The 21,471-nt window shown below is 47.5% G+C and carries 19 protein-coding genes; 14 read left to right on the top strand and 5 right to left on the bottom strand.

Annotated features, from left to right (window positions below; genetic code table 11):
* Window positions 1-43: 43 nt before the first annotated feature.
* Window positions 44-1,762, bottom strand: a complete 1,719-nt coding sequence (ptsP, locus tag KNO90_RS02945) for a phosphoenolpyruvate--protein phosphotransferase (protein ID WP_215112965.1) — start codon at window positions 1,760-1,762, stop codon at window positions 44-46.
* A gap of 325 nt (window positions 1,763-2,087) precedes the next feature.
* Between ptsP and KNO90_RS02940 the strand changes: the two genes are divergently transcribed.
* Both KNO90_RS02940 and KNO90_RS02935 read left to right on the top strand, forming a co-directional pair.
* Window positions 2,088-3,530: a leucyl aminopeptidase gene (locus KNO90_RS02940; RefSeq protein ID WP_214741502.1), complete on the top strand. Its 1,443-nt coding sequence runs from the start codon at window positions 2,088-2,090 to the stop codon at window positions 3,528-3,530.
* A gap of 132 nt (window positions 3,531-3,662) precedes the next feature.
* Window positions 3,663-4,322: a DUF429 domain-containing protein gene (locus tag KNO90_RS02935; protein WP_214741500.1), complete on the top strand. Its 660-nt coding sequence runs from the start codon at window positions 3,663-3,665 to the stop codon at window positions 4,320-4,322.
* Window positions 4,323-4,332: 10 nt separating this feature from the next.
* On the opposite strand, the gene ytvI is transcribed toward KNO90_RS02935, so the two are convergent.
* Window positions 4,333-5,466, bottom strand: coding sequence for a sporulation integral membrane protein YtvI (gene ytvI, locus KNO90_RS02930; RefSeq protein WP_214741498.1), 1,134 nt, complete (start codon window positions 5,464-5,466; stop codon window positions 4,333-4,335).
* Between the two features lie 85 nt (window positions 5,467-5,551).
* Here ytvI and KNO90_RS02925 point away from each other — a divergent pair, with 85 nt between their 5' ends.
* Both KNO90_RS02925 and KNO90_RS02920 read left to right on the top strand, forming a co-directional pair.
* Window positions 5,552-6,325: a MazG nucleotide pyrophosphohydrolase domain-containing protein gene (locus tag KNO90_RS02925; protein ID WP_251127310.1), complete on the top strand. Its 774-nt coding sequence runs from the start codon at window positions 5,552-5,554 to the stop codon at window positions 6,323-6,325.
* Window positions 6,326-6,451: 126 nt separating this feature from the next.
* Window positions 6,452-8,365: an N-acetylmuramoyl-L-alanine amidase gene (locus KNO90_RS02920; RefSeq protein ID WP_215112964.1), complete on the top strand. Its 1,914-nt coding sequence runs from the start codon at window positions 6,452-6,454 to the stop codon at window positions 8,363-8,365.
* 79 nt (window positions 8,366-8,444) lie between these two features.
* Here the strand turns inward: KNO90_RS02920 and KNO90_RS02915 are convergent, their stop codons facing one another.
* Genes KNO90_RS02915 through KNO90_RS02905 form a run of 3 tightly spaced genes read right to left on the bottom strand, consistent with a single transcriptional unit; the run spans window position 8,445 to window position 12,235 of the window.
* Window positions 8,445-9,485 carry a ribonucleotide-diphosphate reductase subunit beta gene (locus tag KNO90_RS02915; protein ID WP_214741492.1) on the bottom strand — a complete coding sequence of 347 codons (1,041 nt, stop codon included), beginning with the start codon at window positions 9,483-9,485 and terminating at the stop codon, window positions 8,445-8,447.
* A complete protein-coding gene (locus tag KNO90_RS02910; protein ID WP_214741490.1) occupies window positions 9,442-9,948 on the bottom strand; it encodes a flavodoxin domain-containing protein in 507 nt (168 codons plus the stop codon). The genes KNO90_RS02915 and KNO90_RS02910 overlap by 44 nt, the downstream gene beginning before the upstream one ends.
* A 31-nt stretch (window positions 9,949-9,979) precedes the next feature.
* A complete protein-coding gene (locus KNO90_RS02905) occupies window positions 9,980-12,235 on the bottom strand; it encodes a ribonucleoside-diphosphate reductase subunit alpha (protein ID WP_483299289.1) in 2,256 nt (751 codons plus the stop codon).
* 531 nt (window positions 12,236-12,766) lie between these two features.
* Here KNO90_RS02905 and KNO90_RS02900 point away from each other — a divergent pair.
* The 10 genes from KNO90_RS02900 to KNO90_RS02855 all read left to right on the top strand — a co-directional run bounded on the left by KNO90_RS02900 (window position 12,767) and on the right by KNO90_RS02855 (window position 21,417).
* Window positions 12,767-12,997 (top strand): DUF1871 family protein, encoded by a 231-nt coding sequence (locus KNO90_RS02900; RefSeq protein WP_214741488.1) that lies wholly within the window; start codon window positions 12,767-12,769, stop codon window positions 12,995-12,997.
* A gap of 13 nt (window positions 12,998-13,010) precedes the next feature.
* On the top strand, window positions 13,011-13,259 hold the full coding sequence (locus KNO90_RS02895; protein ID WP_026825527.1) for a NifU N-terminal domain-containing protein: 249 nt from the start codon (window positions 13,011-13,013) through the stop codon (window positions 13,257-13,259).
* Window positions 13,256-14,056, top strand: coding sequence for a glycosyltransferase family 2 protein (locus tag KNO90_RS02890; protein ID WP_214741486.1), 801 nt, complete (start codon window positions 13,256-13,258; stop codon window positions 14,054-14,056). Before KNO90_RS02895 ends, KNO90_RS02890 begins: the two co-directional genes overlap by 4 nt.
* A 2-nt stretch (window positions 14,057-14,058) precedes the next feature.
* Window positions 14,059-14,553, top strand: coding sequence for an Lrp/AsnC family transcriptional regulator (locus tag KNO90_RS02885; RefSeq protein ID WP_214741484.1), 495 nt, complete (start codon window positions 14,059-14,061; stop codon window positions 14,551-14,553).
* Window positions 14,550-15,734: an aminotransferase gene (locus KNO90_RS02880; protein ID WP_214741482.1), complete on the top strand. Its 1,185-nt coding sequence runs from the start codon at window positions 14,550-14,552 to the stop codon at window positions 15,732-15,734. Before KNO90_RS02885 ends, KNO90_RS02880 begins: the two co-directional genes overlap by 4 nt.
* 58 nt (window positions 15,735-15,792) lie before the next feature.
* Window positions 15,793-17,037: a lysine N(6)-hydroxylase/L-ornithine N(5)-oxygenase family protein gene (locus tag KNO90_RS02875; RefSeq protein ID WP_214741480.1), complete on the top strand. Its 1,245-nt coding sequence runs from the start codon at window positions 15,793-15,795 to the stop codon at window positions 17,035-17,037.
* A 197-nt stretch (window positions 17,038-17,234) separates the two neighbouring features.
* Window positions 17,235-17,627: a S1 domain-containing post-transcriptional regulator GSP13 gene (yugI, locus tag KNO90_RS02870; RefSeq protein ID WP_074033496.1), complete on the top strand. Its 393-nt coding sequence runs from the start codon at window positions 17,235-17,237 to the stop codon at window positions 17,625-17,627.
* A gap of 100 nt (window positions 17,628-17,727) precedes the next feature.
* Window positions 17,728-18,720, top strand: coding sequence for a Gfo/Idh/MocA family protein (locus tag KNO90_RS02865; protein ID WP_214741478.1), 993 nt, complete (start codon window positions 17,728-17,730; stop codon window positions 18,718-18,720).
* A 74-nt stretch (window positions 18,721-18,794) separates the two neighbouring features.
* The gene (locus tag KNO90_RS02860; RefSeq protein ID WP_214741476.1) at window positions 18,795-19,958 is read left to right on the top strand and encodes an iron-containing alcohol dehydrogenase; all 1,164 of its coding nucleotides are present in this window, start codon (window positions 18,795-18,797) and stop codon (window positions 19,956-19,958) included.
* 106 nt (window positions 19,959-20,064) lie between these two features.
* Entirely contained in the window at window positions 20,065-21,417 is a 1,353-nt protein-coding gene (locus KNO90_RS02855) for a glucose-6-phosphate isomerase (RefSeq protein WP_214741474.1), read from the top strand.
* Window positions 21,418-21,471 lie beyond the last annotated feature (54 nt).

Below are 21,471 nucleotides of genomic sequence, written 5' to 3'. Positions count from 1 at the left end.
ACGCAAAAAATCCTTCTCTCGCTCGAGAGAAGGATTTTTGACGTTATTTTTTGATGTCGAACTTTTCGCTAAGGAAGTTCACGACATCTTCTGCTGTGTCCATGTTGAGGACTTCATTGACGATTGCTTCTGTTTCCGTCTTCGTCAAGCGCTTCACGAGGCTACGTGCACGAAGGACGCTTGAAGCGGACATCGAGAATTCATCGAGTCCAAGGCCGAGAAGGATTGGAATCGCGAGCTCTTCTCCAGCCATCTCTCCACACATGCCGACCCATTTGCCAGCTTTATGTGCTTCTGTGATGACGTTATGGAGCAGGTTCAAGATGGCAGGGTTGAACGGTTGATACAAGTAAGATACTTTTTCGTTCATCCGGTCAGCCGCCATCGTGTATTGAATCAAGTCGTTTGTACCGACTGAGAAGAAGTCGACTTCTTTTGCGAATTGTTTCGCCATGACAGCTGTAGATGGAATTTCAACCATCATCCCTGTTTCATATTGACCGACTTCGATTCCTTCTTCTTTCAACTTCGCTTCTTCTTCGAGAAGAAGGGCTTTCGCTGCGCGGAACTCTTCAAGTGTCGCAATCATTGGGAACATGATCGCGAGGTTTCCGTGAGCTGACGCACGGAGAAGGGCACGAAGTTGCGTGCGGAACAAATCTGTTTCCTCGAGGCAAAGACGAATCGCACGATAGCCGAGGAACGGGTTCATCTCTTTCGGGAGGTCGAGGTAAGACAATTCTTTGTCGCCACCGATATCGAGTGTACGGATGACGACTTGCTTGCCTTCCATACCTTCAAGAACCGTTTTGTATGCTGTGTACTGCTCTTCTTCAGTCGGGAATGTTTCAGAGTCCATGTACAAGAATTCTGTACGATAAAGACCGATTGCATCTGAACCGTTTTTCAAGACGCCATCTAAGTCGTTCGGTGTCCCGATGTTCGCTGCAAGCTTCACTTTGTGACCGTCAGCAGTGACAGACTCTTCGTTGACGAGTTGCTTCAACTCTTCTTTGTATGCCTCGAAATCAGCACGTTTCCCTTCGTATTCTTTGACGAGCTCTTCTGAAGGATTGACGAACACGTCACCTTCTGTCCCGTCGATGATGACGAGGTCGCCGTTTTTGATTTCTTCAAGGGCCACTTTCGTACCAACGACCGCTGGAATTTCGAGTGAGCGTGACATGATGGCGGAGTGTGATGTACGTCCACCGATGTTTGTCGCGAACCCTTTGACGTATTTACGGTTAAGTTGTGCCGTGTCAGATGGTGTCAAGTCTTCGGCGATGATGATGACTTCTTCTGAGATTGATGCAGGTGTCACGAATGTCACTCCGAGAATGTGTGCCATGACACGTTTTGTGACGTCACGAACGTCAGCTGCACGTTCACGCATGTACTCATTGTCCATCGATTCGAAAATCATGATCATCGTTTGGGCAACTTCGTCAAGCGCCTTCGCGGCGTTCATGTTTTCGCTTTCAATTTTATCGTTCACTTGCGATACGATTTCTGGGTCCTCAACGATTAAAAGGTGAGCTGAGAAAATCTCGGCCTTGTCTGGTCCGAGTTCACGAAGCGTGTGCTCGCGGATTTGTTCTAGCTCCGTTTTTGATTGTGCGATTGCATCTTGGAAGCGTGCTTTTTCTGCAGCGACATCTTCAATCTTGTGTGATGGGATATCGAATGAAGGTGTCTCCATGACGAATGCTTTTGCAACTGCAATCCCTGCAGATGCACCAATACCTTTAATGTGTGACATAAGCGTAGTCCCTCTTTTCAAAGAAATAGTGTACTTTCCTGCCTCGTTACTTCATACCCGAAAAGAAAAAAGAACTAACGAGAACGAAGAAAGTTAAAGTAGCAACGGTCTACGACTAGGGGAAGCCTCGACCAGTCAAATTGGCCTCACTTCACGATGAAGAGAAGCCCGATTGCGTACTTTCTTATCCTATCATAAAATAAAACAACGTCACAACGAGGAGATAGCCCATGAATTCGAAGATTTCTTGACTCTTACGCATACTATTTCATTATTTTGGAGAAGTTCGTTATGCTTACCATATATATAGAAGGGAAGTGGCAATATGTATCAAATTGCGCAATTAAATTGGACCGATTCTTACGAGACAATCGTCGTCGGGATCGGAGCGGCTGATGCTATCGATGAAGGACTCGACGCGTTGTTTAATGGACGCGTCAAAACGCTTATTCAATCAGGAGACATCTCCACGAAAACAGGAGAAGTGACGGTGCTCCCGACATTCGCAGGTGAGACGACTCGTATCTTATTTGTCGGTCTCGGACAACGAAATGACATCACGACCGAGAACGTCCGGAACTGGTTCGGGAAAGTCGCGAAACAAATGAAAACCCGTGGATTGAAGGACGTTGCTGTGGCGCTTCATACGTTTACGGATGGTGCGGCACGCATGTTTACAGAGGCGTATGAAATGGCGACGTATGAACATCCTACATATAAGTCTGCTCCAAAAGAGGCGGTCGAAGAACCGACGATCACATTGCTCGGTGACGTGGACCAGACGGATATCGATACGGGTGTCGCCTACGGGAAAGGGGTCAATGTCGCCCGTACGTTGACGATGATGCCGGCCAATATTTTGACAGCGGAAACGCTTGCGGATTATGCAGTCGAGTTAGCAAAACGTCATGATTTCAAATACCGCATTCTTGAAAAAGAAGAGATGGAAGGACTCGGTATGGGCGCATTGCTCGCCGTCAACCAAGGCTCGACGATTCCACCCAAATTGATTGTACTCGAGTATCGTGGAGCAGAGGAAGAAGCTCCGATTGCCGTTGTCGGAAAGGGTGTCACGTTCGACACGGGCGGCTATTCAATCAAGCCGAAAGATGGCATCGTCGGGATGAAAGGGGACATGGGTGGCGCGGCTACCGTCCTTGGATTGTTCGAGACTCTCGGATTGACGCGACCAAAACGGAACGTGATCGGAGTCATTGGAGCGACGGACAACATGATTTCTGGGGACGCGTTCAAACCGGATGATGTCATCACGGCCATGAACGGAAAAACGATTGAAGTGTTAAATACGGACGCGGAAGGACGCCTCGTCCTAGCGGATGCGGTCACGTTTGCGAAAACGTATGAGCCAACAGCAATCATCGATGTAGCTACGCTTACAGGCGGTGTACTTGTCGCACTTGGTACAGACGTGACAGGATGTCTGACGAACGATGATACGCTCTATCGTTCACTTGAAACGGCGAGTCGCGAAACGAATGAGCTTGTGTGGCAGATGCCATACTTTGATGTCTTTATCGACAAGGTGAGAAAATCGGAAGTTGCCGACTTGAACAACTCACCAGGTCGTTTCGGACATATGATTTTCGGCGGCGCGTTCGTCGGCGAATTTGTCGGCGATACACCGTGGCTTCACCTCGATATCGCAGGAACGAGCGAACGTGCGGCAGCAAATGACCTCGGTCCGAAGGGGCCGACTGGTGTCATGGTTCGGACACTCGCACGGATGATTGAATCGTGGGAGCGATAAGAGCAGGTATATTAATCGGTTTGGCGATTCTGTGTGGCTTTTGCTACACGGTTTGGCCGAACCGGATTTGGTTAGGGAGTACAGTATTTCTCGCCGTATTTGGCGTGTTGATGATGTTACAGGAGGTACGACATGGTAGGAGTAGGAATTGATGGCGCACGTGGAGGCTGGGTACGAATCACTTATGATAGTATCTCTCTCTGCTTGACGATTTCGGAGTCATTAGAGGAATTGCTGATTGAGGATGCCATGCATTTTGTGGATATGCCGAAAGATTTAGGGACAGTCGACCATCCGAGTCGAGCGTGTGATGCGTGGATGCGGAGTCAACTCAGTCAACGAAAGTCGTCCGTCTTCACTCCACCGATTCAAGAGGTGTTGCATGAAGCGACATATGAGGAAGCGAACGAAAGAAGTCAGGCATTGGTTGGCAAAGGGATCAGTAAACAAGCGTGGAATCTCGTTCCTCGTATCCGTGAGTTTCAGCAGGTGAAAGCATCCGACGTTTACGAATCACATCCGGAAGTTTGTTTTTCCGTCATGATGGGTCAAGAAGCGGAACATCGAAAAAAAACGACTGAGGGTCAGGATGAGCGCATCGCGTTACTTCGAAAGTACTCAAAGAGTTCCCCTTGGAAATGGAAGATGTCCAACGTGCAAGTGGATGATATCATCGATGCCTGTATTTTAGCCGTCGCAGCGTATGAGGCCGGGACGAGTGGACTTTCAATCCATCCAAAGGAAACGACAGAACCGCATGTAGCCGTACCTCAAATGAAAAAAGAGCGATGAAATGTTGATTTCATCGCTCTTTTGCTGTCGTGGCTGTCGGTCCGACGATGAAGCGCCACATATAATGAAAGACCTTTGCATTGTATAAAGCCTTCAGTAGTACGGCGAGTACAGGACCTACGATGAAACCGAACACTCCAAATAGCTTCAGTCCCACAAAGATCGAGATGAGCGCGGCTAACGGGTTCAATCCGATATGCGACCCGACGATTTTTGGTTCGGCGAGGTTTCGTTGGACGATGACAATGACATACAGCACGATCAAACCGATTGCGACAAACCAATCGCCAGATACTGCGGCATAGGCGGCCCATGGAATGAGTAACGTCCCTACCCCTAAATAAGGCAATAAATCAAAGAAACCGGCCAGCAAAGCAATCGACAGCGGATTTTCGACACGGAGAATGAACATACCGACGAGTACGATTCCAAATGTGATGGAAATGAGCGTAAACTGTGCCCGGACATATCCGAATAAAGCGGACTTTAAGTTGATCATCACGTCCTCAAATTCCTTGAAGCCTTTCCGTTTATTCAAGCGATTTAGAGATTGGACGTATGCGGGCCAATCTTTCGTGATAAAGAACCAGGCAAGAACGATGACAACGACTAGTAATAGGACGAGCGGGAGTGCGCCTAACATACTTTGGAGAATACTCGCTACACCTCGGGACAGTACACCGATTGCAGCAGCAAGCTGTGCCCCCAGTTCAGTAATGCCCCCATCTAATGAAGTTGTTTGCCCAGGATTCAATTGTTGATAGCTCTCGTATGCGTCATTGATGAGAGGAGCGATTTTTTCATTGAATACGCGTTGGATAAATGCCGTGAACGTCTCAATTTGATCAGGCAATCGTTCGGCTGCGACTGTCGCATAATGGATTAATTGGATGATGACGATCGTGATGATACCTAATACGATACTGAGCACAATGACTAAAGAAATGAGTGTACCGAGGGCGCGTGGCATATTCGTTTTTCGCTCGAAAAAGTTGACGAACGGCACGGTGATCAAGGATAAAAGAAGGGCAAACACGAATGGATACGTATATTCGAATAGTATGTTCAGTAACCAGGTGACCAAACATAAGCCAATCACAACGAGTACAAATCGGAGCAATTGCCAAAGTCTTGTCGTTGACATGTAAAACCCATCCTTTCCGGACATCTAGGTTGAGCATAGTATATCATGTAGGCGGTAAATAAAGCAGAAAGACAGGTGAATGAATATGAGAGAAGTTCAACAAAAAATCGATACGATGATTCTTCATTTAGGAGGCTACTGGAGACCTTTATCCGGACTAGCGAGATTGTTAGAGGAAGTAGGGGAAGTAGGAGGCGCGTTAAGAAAGGATGCGCAGGATGAGTTAAAAGAGGAGTTGCTCGATGTCTTAGTAATCTCCACATGTCTCGCAAACCAGTATGCGATTGCATTACAACAACCAGAGGCAGAGGTAGGGGAAACGAAAGAGAGGCTATACTTTCAAATCGTTGAAGAAGCAGGGGAAGTGGCGCGGATTTTGAATGCTTATGAAGGCGACAAGAAGTTAAAACGGAATCGTCAAGGACAGTCGTTACAGCATCATATCGAGCAATTGCAACGTGCCGTCCTGTCGCTAGGCGCAATCCATCATCTCAATCTGTTCGATTCATTATTTGCACTGATTGAAGAAAAGTCAGCGCGTGATTTTGGACGGTTTGACCATACACCGGACCCGATTACGGAGTCTTCGGTTCGTGCGTATCAAATGCATCAATCAGGTCGCTATTGGGGTGGGGTCCCAGTTAAATCTTTCGAACGATTCGACCGATATATAGAGCGAGAACAACATATTGAGAGGTTCTATCGAATTGCAGGGATTGAAGGGTTGGATGGTTTTGTGATTCAACAGAAACGGGACGGGCTGATTTTGCCTTCAACGTTACCTGTTCAGGAAGGGTTTATCACGGCGTATGAACAGTATGGTTCGGAAACCTTTTTAGTCATCCGACCAGACAAATAAAAACATTTACCTTTTTATCAAAAACATTCATCTTTTTTTCAAATATTTACTTTTTTTAAAAAAGCATTATGCTAATATGTAATTGTTGTTAGTAGGAAATGCCGCATTGAGAAAGGAATATTTTGGATGAAAATGAAACTATTGAAAGTTGCCCTCATCTTAACGGTCCTCTTGTTTGGAATGCAACTTCCGTCTGCTGAAGCTGCTACTTACGATGGAGAAACGACTGTCAATTTGAACATTCGTACAAAACCTAGTCTAAGTGGAACGGTAGTAAAAACATTACCACGAGGTACGAAAGTAGAATATGGAACGTATAATAAGTCCTGGCATAAAGTGTATGTAAACAATCGTACATATTATGCTTCGGCCCAGTACATTCGTAAACTTTCATCCACTTCAAGTTCATTGACGACACAATCGGCAACGTCTACTGGTGTGACGACAGCGAACTTAAATGTCCGCGTCACGTCCTATCGATCGGCGAAGATTGTGACAACGTTGAAGAAAGGGACGGAAGTGAAGTATGCCGTTCATAATTCTTCTTGGGCAAAAGTCTACTTGAACGGGAAGACGTACTATGCCGCAAAAGCCTACATCGCACCAAAAGTTACCGAATCGAATGTAGAGAAGGTGAACGGCTATGCAAATCGTGATTTGAAGTTGTTTGCGGAGCGAAACCAACGTTCGAAAGTACAGAAAGTTCTTCCGAAAAATACGGTGATCCTCTCAAGTAAATATAACTCGAGTTGGTCGATGGTTTATATCGGGAACGAGACATACTTTACACCGACTGTTGGAATCACAACAGGTTCGGTTGATACCGGTGTAGAGAAAAAAGACGGGTATGCAAACCGGGAGTTGAAACTCTTCGCGGAGCGGAATCAACGTTCAGCGGTGAAGAAAGTCCTCCCTGTGAATACAGCTGTCGTCTCAAGCAAATACAACTCGAGCTGGTCAATTGTTTATATTGGAAGTGAAACGTATTACACACCGACGGCTTGGATCTCTACGTCAAAAACGCCGACAGAGCCTCCGACGACAACGGAGCCGAACGATGGATTGACACAAGGTTACGCGAACCGTACCGTCAATTTATTTGGTAAAACGCATCAGAGTTCGGAAGTCCTCATGGTTCTTCCAAAATACACGGCTGTTTCGTACAAAGCGTACAATTCGAGTTGGTCGACTGTTCAGATCGGTTCGAAAGTCTACTACACAGCGAGTTCGTGGTTGACGAAAGGAAAAGCGCCGGCAGAACCGGAAGCTGCACCAAAAGGTACGGTATACATCAACACGCCTGGAGATGTATTAAACGTTCGTTCGAAAGCGAGTCTTGATTCGAACGTAGTCGGTCAACTGAAACACGCATCTGCTGTATTACATTATGGTACTGTAAATGGCTTCCATAAAATTAAGTTCAACGGACAAGATGCCTATATTTCTTCTGCATTCGTCATGACATCGAAACCAAGCACTTCGACTGGAACGGTCATCGTTCTTGATCCTGGGCATGGTGGGAAAGATCCTGGAGCGACAAACGGTTCCTTGTATGAGAAAACAATCGTTCTTGATGTGACAAAACGTGTCGAAGCGTATCTTCGTTCAAAATATAACTATACGGTGCGACTCACACGTTCGACAGATGTATATTTGACGCTTGATGAGCGAGTAGCTGCTGCTAAATCGCTACGTGGCGATTTATTTGTCAGCGTCCACGTCAATGCGGCAGGTTCTTCAGCTGCTAAAGGTTTAGAAACTTATTACTCTTCGCAGTCCGCACATAGTGCCCGTAGTCGTGTGCTTGCTTCGAATATCCAAAGTAATCTAACTGGTAAGATGAGTGGAATGTCGAATCGAGGAGTGAAAACGGCGAATTATTATGTCATCACATATAATACGATGCCATCTGCACTCGTCGAATTAGGGTTTATCTCATCACCGACAGACTTGACTTATCTTCGCAGTAACACGTCTCGTCAGCAGATGGCGGAAGGTGTGGCTGAAGGAATTGCCAAGTACGTTCAAACCTATTATTGATCAAATCGACCCAGACAATGATGTCTGGGTTTTTTGATGCATTAAAAAACCGAACCGATTCAATCGGTTCGGTACTATTTTATAAATCATCAAACCCGTTCGCGTCTGTCACTTTCGCATAAGAGCGTGACTTCTGTTCGAAGAAATCAGATTTTGTTGCATTGAGCGAGTCATCTGAGTATGCACGGATCCAAGGCATGACATCTTCGTCAAATCCTTCATACAAGTCGTTCAGACCGATGACACGTAAACGTTTGTTTGCTAAGTACTTGACGTAGTCACGCATTTCACTGACGTCGAGTCCATCGAGGTCGCGAAGTACGTATTCACACCACTCAATCTCAAGGTCGACGGCCTCTGCCATCGTATCGTATACGAATTGGCTGAACTGTCCGTCCGCATCAATCTTTGGATTTTCAGTCAGTACGGCACGTAAGAGCTGGCTGATGAAATAAGAATGTTGCATCTCGTCGCGCTGGATATAACTGATCATCGTTGATGTCCCGACCATTTTTTGGTGACGGGCCAGGTTATAGAAATAGGCGAAGCCAGAATAGAAGTTGATGCCTTCCAAAATAACTGAAGCAACAAGTGATTTTGCAAAATTCTCTGCATTTGGCGTGTCCCGGAACTCTTCATATAAGTCCAGAATGAATTGGTTACGTTTCATGACCATCTCGTCGTCTTTTGCAATATCAAAGATGCGATTTTGTTCTGCGAGTGGGACAAGGCTTGATAAAACGTAACTATACGATTGATTGTGTACGACTTCCTGTTGTGCGATGACGGCAAGTACGGCATGAACAGACGAGTCAGATGAGAACATAGAGGACTCGAGGATGTATCGTGTCTGGACAGAGTCGAGAATCGAGAGCAGTCCGATAATCCGTTTGAATGCATCTTGTTCGCGTTCCGTTAACTGCGGCCATTGTTGCATGTCCTTAGACATCGAAATCTCATCTGGGATCCAAAAGTTTGAAAGCAACTGCTTGTAAATCGTATAGAACTGAGGATACGCGATATCGTTCCAGTTTACGATTGAACTGGTTTCGCCACCGATGATGGCGGTTGCCCGGTTAGGATGTTTGGGCGACAATAATTTGATTTTCTGAATCGACATGATGCATAACTCCTTCTTCTACATGTTGAGCCATCCGCTCTGCCCAATGCTGGACGTTGAACGGTTGGTTACGTGGGGACTGCTCGATTTTAAGCAATTCCCCGGCAAGCGGGATTCCGTATTTTGAAAGGTGATACGCCATCTCATCGACCGCGCGACAGAAATGAACAAACATTTTGTCACCCGTTCCGAATACGGCTGCCTGACGAATTGGTACATTCAATTCTTTTAGCACGAGACGGAACGTGTCCTTCATTTCATCCGGCAAGATGCCATCCGCCCACGTGTATGATCCGAAGTAGACGAGGTCACACGATGCGAGAGACTTTGCTTCCCGATAGCCGACCCGATCGGCATCGTAGCGAACGACGTGGTCACCACGATGATGGTGGGTCGACTCGATGAGCGTTGCCACTTCTTCCGTGTTTCCGCTCATCGAATGACAAATGATTGCAATGTTCATGTCGTTAACCACCTTTCATAAAACGGACTAATTATGAGGCACAAGATTCGCATTCATCCACTTCAACGGTCGTTGAACGTGTGTAATAAATCGATTTCATACCGAGAGACCAAGCTTCTAAGTGCATCGCGAGAAGCTCTGTCGCTTTCACATCGTTCTTCACATATAAGTTGAAGCTGATGGCTTGGTCGATGTGCCGTTGGCGAGCCGCGTTTTGACGGATGCTCCATAATTGATCGATTTCAAATGCTGATTTATAGAACCAGTTCGTGTCCGGTGTCAAGTCCGGCACCGTGACTGGAATCTTATAGTTTTTCTTCTCTTCTGAGTAGACTTTTTTGTAGACCGGATCGATCGATGCAGTGCTACCAGCGATAATCGCTGTTGATGAGTTTGGTGCGACAGCCATCATATAGGCGTTACGGACACCGTTTTGATGCACCGCTTCAGCGAGACCGTCCCAATCGAGGTCATCATGTGAACGATAGTTTCGGCGCTCGAAGTATTCGCCTGTATGCCATTCTGAACCTTCGAAGACACCGAACGCGCCTTTTTCCTTGGCGAGTTCCATTGAAGCTTGAATCGTGAGGTAAGCAATCTTCTCATAAAGTTTTTCTGCGTATTGGACGGCATCGACCGATTCCCAGCGGATTCCTTCGAGTGCGAGCAAATGGTGCCAACCGAATGTTCCGAGACCGACGGCACGATATTTCTGGTTCGTGATCATCGCTTGTGGCACTTCAATGGTGTTCAAGTCGATGACGTTGTCGAGCATACGCATTTGAATTGGGACGAGTCGTTCGAGAACATCGGCTTTCACTGCACGAGCGAGTGCGATTGAGCTCAAGTTACAAACAACGAAATCGCCTGGCGTTTTCGTGATGACAATTTTCCCATCTTGCGTGTACTCTTCTTCGATCGTCGTGGCCGACATGTTTTGCGCGATTTCTGAACAGAGATTTGAACTGTAAATCATCCCTGCATGTTTATTTGGGTTCGCCCGGTTCACGGCGTCACGGAAGAACATATATGGTGTACCTGTTTCAAGTTGTGAGCGCATGTAACGCTTCACGAGGTCGATGGCAGGAACCGTCACGCGTGATAGCTCAGGCGTATTGACACACTCCATATATTTTTCAGTGAAGCTGCCGCCGTTCTCCGTCTCATCGAAATAGTCTTCGAGGCTATACCCCATGACCGTGCGAATTTCGTGTGGGTCGAACAAGTGCCAGTCGCCGCGTTCCTCGACCGTGCGCATGAAGAGGTCCGGTAAGCAGACACCGGTGAACAAGTCATGTGTCCGGAGGCGCTCATCCCCATTGTTCAATTTCGCATCGAGGAACTCGAAGATGTCCTTATGCCAAATGTCTAAATAGACAGCAATCGAGCCTTGGCGCATACCGAGTTGGTCGACCGAGACGGCCGTATTGTTCAATTGCTTCATCCAAGGAAGGGCCCCACTTGAGACGCCTTTGAATCCTTTGATGTCACTTCCACGTGAACGAATCTTCCCAAGGTAGACACCGATTCCGCCGCCGCCTTTGGAGAGAGTCGCTACATCTGTATTGGAATCATAGATGCCACGAAGCGAATCATCGACTGTATCAATGAAACAAGAGCTGAGCTGTCCATATGATTTTCCGGCGTTCGACAACGTTGGTGTCGCGACCGTCATGTAGAGGTTTGATAAGGCCCAATAGGCTTCTTCGACGAGTTTTAAACGAGTTTCTTCTTTCTCTTTTTGCATGAGCGTCATGGCGATGACCATGAAGCGTTCCTGTGGAAGCTCATATAGGTTCTTCACATGATCGCGCCCGAGATAGCGGTCCGACAACGTGCGGAGTCCGATATATGTGAAGAGACGGTCACGGGACGGGTCGAGCAATGTTTCGAGATGGTCCATATCTTCTTTTGAATACGTATCGAGGAGCGCTGACGTGAAGATGCGTTTTGATGTCAACGTCTCGACAAGTTGGTAGAAGTTACCGTAACGCATCGATGCCTCATAGCCGCGGTTACGTGCTGCCTCGAGGTAGAGACGATTCAAATACATCTCCGTAGCCACGAACGTCCAGTCGGGTTCTTCGGCTTTTAACATGTCAAGGGCGTGCATCGTCAATAAGTCATACACTACATCTTGTGTTAGCGTCTTCGTTTCGAGCGCCCGAATCGCCCGCTCTTCATAGCGCTCAACACTTAAGTGAGGATAACGTGTTTGGATAGATTGAATAAGAGAAGAGACATCAGCAAGCGTTGGAGCTGCTGGTAGCATCGTCTCGTGATGGATTGGGGATGTCAAAATCGATCACTCCTTTAATAGATGTAGATGTTATGAAAGTATACTAAGAACTTCCTAACCTGTCACAATAATGTGTCAAGGATCAAAATAGCTGTTAACTATATATTGACACATTTTTATCTTTTTAATCATAAAACACCTATATTTAGTTTTTCAATCCTTGACATTCTGGAATATGCCCATCGCCTTTTTGCTTTTGCTCAAAAAGGGCTTCATGACCCAATTTGAGACAGAGAAATGAGATGAAAAAAATTCTGGATTCCAATTGCGTGATTCTTCACAAAGAAATGAATTCGATTTCATCATCAAAGGGTGGGTGTTTGAACCTCTATGTAAGTGCAAATGTATTGTATTTGACGTCGCTCATCCAAATACCTGCATGAATCGATCGATACTAGATATAGTGTTTCAAAGAATCGCGAAAGGCGAATCGATTTGTCAAGGCTGGTATCCGATTAAAAAGTAAGGTAGATTGGTGAAGTAGGACATGGAATTTTAGCGAAAAGAAGGGTTTAACAAGTGCGTACAGAAGACTTACTATTAAGATGGGACCCACTCGGTTATGGGGCAGGTTCATACGGACCAGAGTTCGATGAGGTGATGATGGCATTGACCTATGTCGAATCCACAGAACAATTGACCGAGGTGATTCGCCGCACGCTTCTTGAGGCGTTCGATGCGTGTCCACCAGAAACAGAGATTATCGAGATGGCGCAGCGACTCCTCGCCTCGTCATCTTGCCAACTATAAGGAGGAACCAATTATGTTACGAATCGATCCAACACCGAACCCGAACGCGATGAAAGTCACACTCCCAGAAAACGTATTCGGCGCAAAAAGCCAAAGTGTGAAAGCAGGAGAAGCGACAGATCAACCACTCCTCGCGAAACTAGTTGAGATTGAAGGCGTCGAGAGCGTCTTCGCCTACGGAGACTTCGTGACCGTATCAAAAGAAAATGGCGTGAGTTGGGAAGCCATTCTTCCGCAGGTCGAAACGGCATATCGCGGATGAAACCGATTGTTTCAATTGTCATTCCAGCGTATAAACGCGAAACGGAACTGACGGAACTGCTTGAAAGCTTAACGGTCCAAACGTTTCAAGCGTTCGAAGTCTTGGTCATGAATAATGAAGGGCCGCCAAAACAACATCTTTTGGCGCCTTTTTTGAATCGTTTAAATGCTCGTGTGATTGAGGTTGGAGAGAATCATCATGTCAAGGCGCGTAATCGTGGCGTTCTCGAAGCGAGAGGCGACATCATCCTATTGCTAGACGATGACGATTTGCTTATGCCGACGCACCTGGAGGCGGGTCTACGAGACCTTCAACAAGCAGACCTCGTTTATTCGGACGCCGAACTGTTCCGCTTCGAATGGAGAGAAGGGCGTCGTGTCGTGACAGACTGGGAACCGTTCGCTTACGCGTTTGATCGTGAACGAATGCGTCAAGATTCCACGTTCATCCCGTCGGGTACCATGTATCGCAAATCGATTCATGACACGATTGGTCTATTTGACGAAGAGGTCTACAATTACTGGGATTGGGATTTCTTGTTGAGGGTGATGGAATCGTTTACCGTGTCACACCCGGCGCGTGCAACGGTACTTTATGCATTTAATGGTACTGACAACCTGTCGGCGAAGCAGGATGAAACGAGACGTCGTTATTTTGATCATTTTTGTCAAAAGCATGGTCTGACAGACATGGAGATGAAGAATTTCCATATCGTTCAGGAAGAACGACGTTCCTATATAAGACAGACAGAGAGAACGTTCACAGGCGAGCTACCTGGTCGAACGGAAGGAGAATAAGTATGTATTCATCAAAAGAGCTTGAATTATTAGAGTTGTTAGAAGAAAAGGGATACCTGGATACGAAGATGTTGGCGGACTTATTGGCACTCGATGAAGAGACGATTGAGTCGATGCTTGAGAAGTTCAAAAAAGACGGTATTCTGCTCGGCTTCCGGGCGATGGTGAATTGGCAAAAAATTAACCGACATGACGTTACCGCGTTTATTGACGTCAAAGTCACGCCAAAACGTGGACGTGGGTTTGATGATGTGGCCGAACGTATTTATCGCTTCCCTGAAGTGACGGCTCTCTATTTGATGTCTGGCGCCTATGACCTTCAAGTCGTCATTCGGGCAAACTCATTACAAGACGTCGCGTCATTCGTGTCGGATAAATTGTCGCCACTTGACTCGGTCTTGTCGACGACGACACACTTCAAATTAAAGACGTACAAGCATGACGGAATCTTGTTCACCCCACAAACTGAAGACAAGCGGTTGAACATCACACCATGAAGTCTTTGTCGAATCAAGTCGTCTCGATGAAGCCATCGGGCATCCGCCGTTTCTTCGATTTGGCACAGACGATGGAAAATGTGGTCTCTCTCGGGGTGGGAGAACCGGATTTCATCACACCGTGGAACGTGCGAGAAGCTAGCTATGCCGCACTTGAAGAAGGGTACACGGCGTATAGTGCCAACGCCGGTCTGATTGAGTTACGAGAAGAAATTGCTAATTATATGAAAGAACGCTTTTTAGTCGAGTACGATCCGACATCTGAATTGATCGTCACGACAGGGGCATCGCAAGCGCTCGATATCGCATTCCGCGCCCTTCTCAATCCAGGAGATGAGGTCATCGTGGTCGAACCGGCATTCGTTTCATACGGTCCACTTATCGAGTTGGCAGGTGGAACTGTCGTGCCGGTCGCATGTCGTCCGGAAAAAGGATTCCGACTCAATCGGGAAGACGTCGAAAAAGCCATTACAGAGCGGACGAAAGCCATCTTGCTCTGCTTCCCGTCCAATCCGACGGGTGCCACGATGAACGGCGACGAACTCGCGCAAATCGCGGAACTTGCGACAAAGTATGACCTTTGGGTCGTCAGCGATGAGATTTATGCGGAACTTTGCTATGACGACCCATTCGTCAGCTTCGCAACGCTCCATGACATGCGAGACCGGACGATTGTCGTCAACGGATTCTCAAAAGCGTTCGCAATGACAGGGTGGCGCCTTGGCTTCACATGTGCGCCCGAAGTTGTGACGAGAGAGATGTTGAAGGTCCACCAATACGGTATGATGTGTGCACCCACGCTCGTTCAGTTCGGTGGACTCGAGGCACTTCGCACTCGTGAGCAGCATGTGCCGGGCATGGTGAAAAGTTATCGCCAACGTCGAAACTACTTCATTCAAGCGTTGAATGAGGCGGGACTCCCAACCCATGTTCCGGGTGGCGCATTCTATGCCTTCCCTTCGATTCGTCATACGGGATTAACGAGCGAAGAATTCGCAGAACGACTTTTGCTTGAAGAACGAGTCGCCGTCGTTCCCGGGAACGCCTTCGGTGAGAGTGGGGAAGGGTTCGTCCGGGCGAGCTACGCGACATCGCTCGAACAATTACAGGAAGCCATTCGGCGGATTCAACGTTTCATGCAACAATTTGAAGTGACAGCAATAAAGGACTCTCATTCGTGAGAGTTCTTTGGCGTTTTAGCGAAATAACGAAAGGGAAAAGACGGGCGAGGTGAAGAACATGAATCAATTTGATTTTGTTGCAGTCGGGTGTGGTCCGTATAATCTTGGTCTCATGGCTCTTGCGGAGAAGACTGAACTGCATGGGATTTGCTTTGAACAACGTGCGGAGATGATATGGCATGAGGGCATGTTGATCGAAGGGATGACGATGCAAACGCATTATTTACAAGATCTCGTAACGCCAGCGGACCCGACCAGTGCGCTTAGTTTTTTGAACTATTTACGTGATGTGGGACGTCTCCAAACATTTATCACGCAAGAACAGGATAAGATTCCTCGAACGGAATACAATCGTTATTTGCGGTGGGTTGTTAACCAACTGTCAACGATTCGTTTCGGTCATTATGTATCTGACGTACAAGCGGAAGAAGAGGGCTTCCTCGTCACCGTCGAATCGGATGGTCAATCGACACAAGTTCATACAAAGCATCTCGTTTTAGGAACTGGGGCGGCACCGTTCGTGCCGGACGGGTTTGAACAAGTCATTCATACGAGCGATTATTTGACGTACCGGGACGTCCTCAAAGACCGATATCGTGTCGCGGTCGTCGGGAGCGGACAAAGTGCGGCAGAAGTCTTCCTAGATTTATTGCGTGACGCGACGGATGAACAACGTGTCGACTGGCTTACACGCTCCGAAAACTTTGAGTCACTCGAAGCAGGCAAGCTCGGGGATGAAATTTTTAGTGTGGATTATGTCGATTATTTTCACAAGCTATCGTATGACGCTCGGCAAGAGCTGCTCGGGTCATTCGAGCGTTTCCGTCACGGCGTCAATCCAGAGACGATGACATCCATTTATGAGGCACTCTATCACCGGACGTCAGAAGGTGAGCCCAAACGAGCGGAAATGATGACTCAGGTCGAAGTAGAATCGATCTCCTATGATTGGTTGACGCATCGGTTAAAGGGGACGCAACGATATACGGGAGAAGTCATTGAGAAGGCGTATGACCTCGTCGTCGTCGCGACAGGGTATCGTCCGGTCGTTCCGTCGTGGATTGAGAAGCTCCCGATTGTATGGGAAGCCGAGGGAGAATGGATGGTTCGAGAAACGTATGAGGTGGTCATGAGTGAACCGCTAGCCGGAAAAATGTTCACGCATACGAATATAGAACATTCGCATGGACCGGCTGCGACGAATCTAGGGATGGCGGTCTATCGAAACGCCTTGATTCTGAATGAAATGGTAGGGGAGACAGTCTATCCGATTCGCCATCAAAAGCCGTTTACAACATTTTAGGCAAAAAAAGGGCTAGGCGAGTCGCCTAGCGGAATCAGGGGGGAATACTTGAAGTCTTGCTTGATTTGTATTTACCCCGCGCTTCGACTTTGAAACATACCAACACGTCAAAAATAATCTTTTTTACTAAATTCTACACTTTATCGAAAAAAGTATGTTATAGTAAGTTGATGAATTTAGCATAGGAGTTGTTTGTAATGGCAAAATACGAAAAAGATCAAGTATTAACAGGTAAAGTAACAGGAATTCAACCCTTCGGTGCTTTCGTAGCACTCGATGACGAGACTCAAGGTCTTGTACACATTTCAGAAATCTCACATGACTACGTAAAAGACGTAAACGATTACGTTCAAGTTGGTCAAGAAGTTGAAGTGAAAATCCTTGAAGTGGATGAAGCTTCTAAAAAAATCAAGCTTTCAATGAAAGCGACTCAAGAAGCTCCAAAACGCGAGAAGTCTGCGAAGCCAGCTCGTCGTGCGCCACGCCGCAACGAAGCATCTTCAAACTTCAAGCAAGAAGAAGCTCCAGGATTCACAGTCCTCAAAGACAAACTTGAAGACTGGATCAAAAACACAAACTTCAAGAAGTAAGTGTTCCAAGGTGACCCGTTCCAAACGGGTCACCTTTTTTTGTTTTACAGGAATCGATGCGACGTGTGACGAAATTGTAACCCGAATAGGAGGAGATGAGATGAAGATTGGCATCATCGGAACGGGCGGGATTGCAACGAGTGCCCACATCCCGAATTATGTCAAAGCAGGGATGGATGTGGTAGCGGTCATGAACCGGACACGGGCGAACGGAGAACGTGTCGCCAGGCAGTTTAACATCCCGAACGTCTATGACACGGTCGAGGAGATGCTTTCGCGCGAACAGATCGATGCCGTCAGTATCTGTACACCGAACGCCTTACATAAAGAGCAAGTGCTTCTTGCGCTAGAAGCAGGGTGTCACGTTCTCTGCGAAAAACCGCCGGGCATATCAGAAGATGAAGCAATTGAAATGTTAGAAGCGGCAAAACGAGCCGGAAAAACATTGCATTACGGATTCCATTACCGACATCGTGTGGATACGATTCTGTTGAAGCGAATGATTGATGCGGGTGAACTCGGAGACATCTATGCGGCGACGGCACTTGCCCTTCGTCGACGTGGCATTCCGGGATGGGGCGTGTTCACGAATAAAGAACTGCAAGGCGGAGGAGCGCTACTCGATATCGGTGTCCATATGTTAGATCTCGCGCTACACTTGATGGATTATCCTGAGCCAAAAGAGATTGTCGGTCATGTTGGTCAATATTTAGGGAATCGACCAGGTGTCGGCTTGATGGGTGAATGGGACTATGAATCCTTATCGGTCGAAGATACAGCGAGGGCGATGATCACGTTCGAGACAGGCGCGTCTTTGTTACTCGATGTCAGTTATATGGCCAACATTGAAACAAAGGATACGATGCGTGTGGAATGTCGCGGTACGAAAGCTGGAGCCAGTCTGTTTCCGCTCACGCTTCACACGGAGAAATATGGGGCGCTTTTTGACGAACGTCCTGCTTATTTGACGGAACACGATCCGTACGAACGCCAAATCCAACTCTTCCTTGAGGCCTGTCGAGAGGCGCCAGACTATCGGCAAGCAGAGGAGGCGGTCATACTTCATCGCATCATCGACCGCATCTATCAGTAAGCACGATACTTTTCATTCCGTGAAAACAGGGTATATAGTGTAGGTGTTACATATTTCTACGAGGAGGATGAATCATGCACAACTTTGAATACAAAAACCCGACAAAACTAATTTTTGGGACACATCAGATCGAAAAATTAGCAGGTGAACTGGAAGCGCTCGACGCGAAGAAAGTGATGCTCGTCTATGGTGGCGGAAGCATCAAAAAGAACGGGACGTACGATGAAGTCGTGGCTGAGCTTGAAAAAGCCGGTATCTCATACGTAGACTTCTCAGGGGTTGAGCCGAACCCACGTATCGAGACGGTACGTCGCGCGGTGAAATTTGCACGTGAAGAAAATGTCGATGCGTTGCTTGCTGTCGGTGGCGGCTCAGTGATTGACTGCACGAAACTGATTTCAGCAGCGATTCCTTATGAAGGGGATGCGTGGGACATCGTGCTACGTGAACATATCCCGACAGAGGCGGTGCCATTTGGTACGGTCCTTACACTCGCGGCGACAGGATCAGAAATGAACTCAGGTTCGGTCATCACGAACTGGGAAACACAAGAGAAGTTCGGTTGGGGTCACCCACTCGTCTTCCCGACATTCTCGATTCTTGATCCACGCTATACGGTCTCGGTTCCAAAAGACCAGACCATCTACGGAATCGTCGACATGATGAGCCACTGTTTCGAACAATACTTCCACCCGAACCATGCACCGGTACAGGAACGTATGACAGAAGGTGTCTTGAAAGCGGTCGTTGAATCGGCACCGAAACTCGTCAACGATTTGGAAAACGTCGATCTTCGTGCCATCATCTTGTTCTCGGGTACGATGGCATTGAACGGCGTCCTTCAAATGGGTGCAGCGGGAGACTGGGCATCGCACAACATCGAACACGCCGTATCCGCTGTCCATGATATCCCGCATGCTGGAGGTCTCGCAATCCTCTTCCCGCGTTGGATGGAGCATGTATTAGATGAAGACAACGCGGCTCGCTTCGCACGACTCGGTACAGAAGTATTTGATGTCGAGCCTGGCGAGAACGATTTGGAGACAGGGAAACGTACGATTCAAGCTGTACGTGCATTCTTCGACCAACTTGGCGCACCGAACTCGCTTCGTGACTATGAGATCGATGAGTCGACATTCGATGCGATCCTCGATTCTGCGATGAAACGTGGCGCATTCGGTCGTTTCCGTACGCTCGAACGCGAAGATGTTGCGCATATCCTCGAACTCAGCAAATAAGGCAAATTCTTGCCTATTTTGCAATAATGATTGAACGAATCCGACGTTTCCGTTTATGATGGGTCATGTATGGCTCTTTCAGGAGCGATTTAAAGGAGGAAATGACATGTCAACTGTACGTTTCGATTATTCAAACGCGCTCTCATTCGTAGGGAAGCATGAAGTCGACCAAATGCAAGAAACGGTAAAAACCCTTCACTCGGTGATTCACGAGCGGAGCGGTGCCGGAAGTGATTTTCTTGGGTGGGTCGACCTTCCGACCGAATACGATCAAGATGAGTTCGCACGAATCAAAGCTGCGGCAGAACGAATCCGTGAGAATTCAGATGTTCTCGTCGTCGTCGGAATCGGAGGATCTTACCTCGGAGCCCGTGCAGCAATCGAAATGCTTCAACATTCGTTCTTCAACGTATTGTCAAAAGAAGAGCGCAAGGCCCCGCAAGTATTCTATGCAGGCCATAATATCTCTTCCACGTATATGAGAGAATTGCTTCAAGTGCTCGAAGGGAAAGACGTCTCAATCAACGTCATCTCGAAATCAGGAACGACGACAGAACCTGCGATTGCATTCCGTGTCCTCAAGCAGTTCATGGAAGACAAGTATGGTCAAGATGGAGCGCGTGAACGAATCTATGCGACGACAGACCGTGCCCGTGGCGCCCTCAAGACGCTCGCGGACGCAGAAGGATACGAAACGTTCGTGATTCCAGATGATGTCGGTGGACGCTTCTCTGTCCTCACACCAGTCGGACTTCTTCCGATTGCCGCTGCAGGAATCGATATCGATGCTTTGATGGAAGGCGCACGTGATGCACAAAACGCCTACAGCTCACCAGAATTGGCTGAAAACGAAGCGTATCAGTATGCAGTCGTACGTAACGCCCTTTACTCCAAAGGCAAATCGATTGAGATGCTCGTCAACTACGAGCCAGCCCTTCACTACGTGTCGGAGTGGTGGAAACAGCTTTACGGAGAATCTGAAGGAAAAGACAACAAAGGAATCTTCCCTGCGGCTGTCGACTTCTCGACGGACCTCCACTCGATGGGGCAATACATCCAAGAAGGTCGTCGCGACTTGTTCGAGACAGTCATCCGTGTGAAAGAAGTCCGTCACTCGATGAACGTCCCAGAAGACGCGCAAGACTTGGATGGCTTGAACTTCCTTGCAGGTGAAACGATTCAATTCGTGAACGATAAGGCGACAGAAGGAACGCTTCTTGCGCACACGGACGGAAACGTACCGAACTTAGTTGTCGAATTGCCAGAGATGACACCGTATCACCTCGGCTACTTGTTCTACTTCTTCGAAAAAGCATGTGCGATGAGCGGATACATCCTCGGGGTGAACCCGTTCAACCAGCCAGGCGTCGAAGCATACAAAGCGAACATGTTCGCATTACTCGGTAAACCGGGCTATGAAGAACAAAAAGCAGAACTCGAAAAACGCTTGAATCAATAAGAAAACGAATCGGTCCGCCAGTCGGACCGATTTTTTTGTTTGAAACTGGGTGAA

This window comes from Exiguobacterium sp. s63, from assembly GCF_018617335.1.
Lineage (GTDB): Bacteria > Bacillota > Bacilli > Exiguobacteriales > Exiguobacteriaceae > Exiguobacterium.
This window is presented reverse-complemented; position numbering and strand designations above follow the sequence as displayed.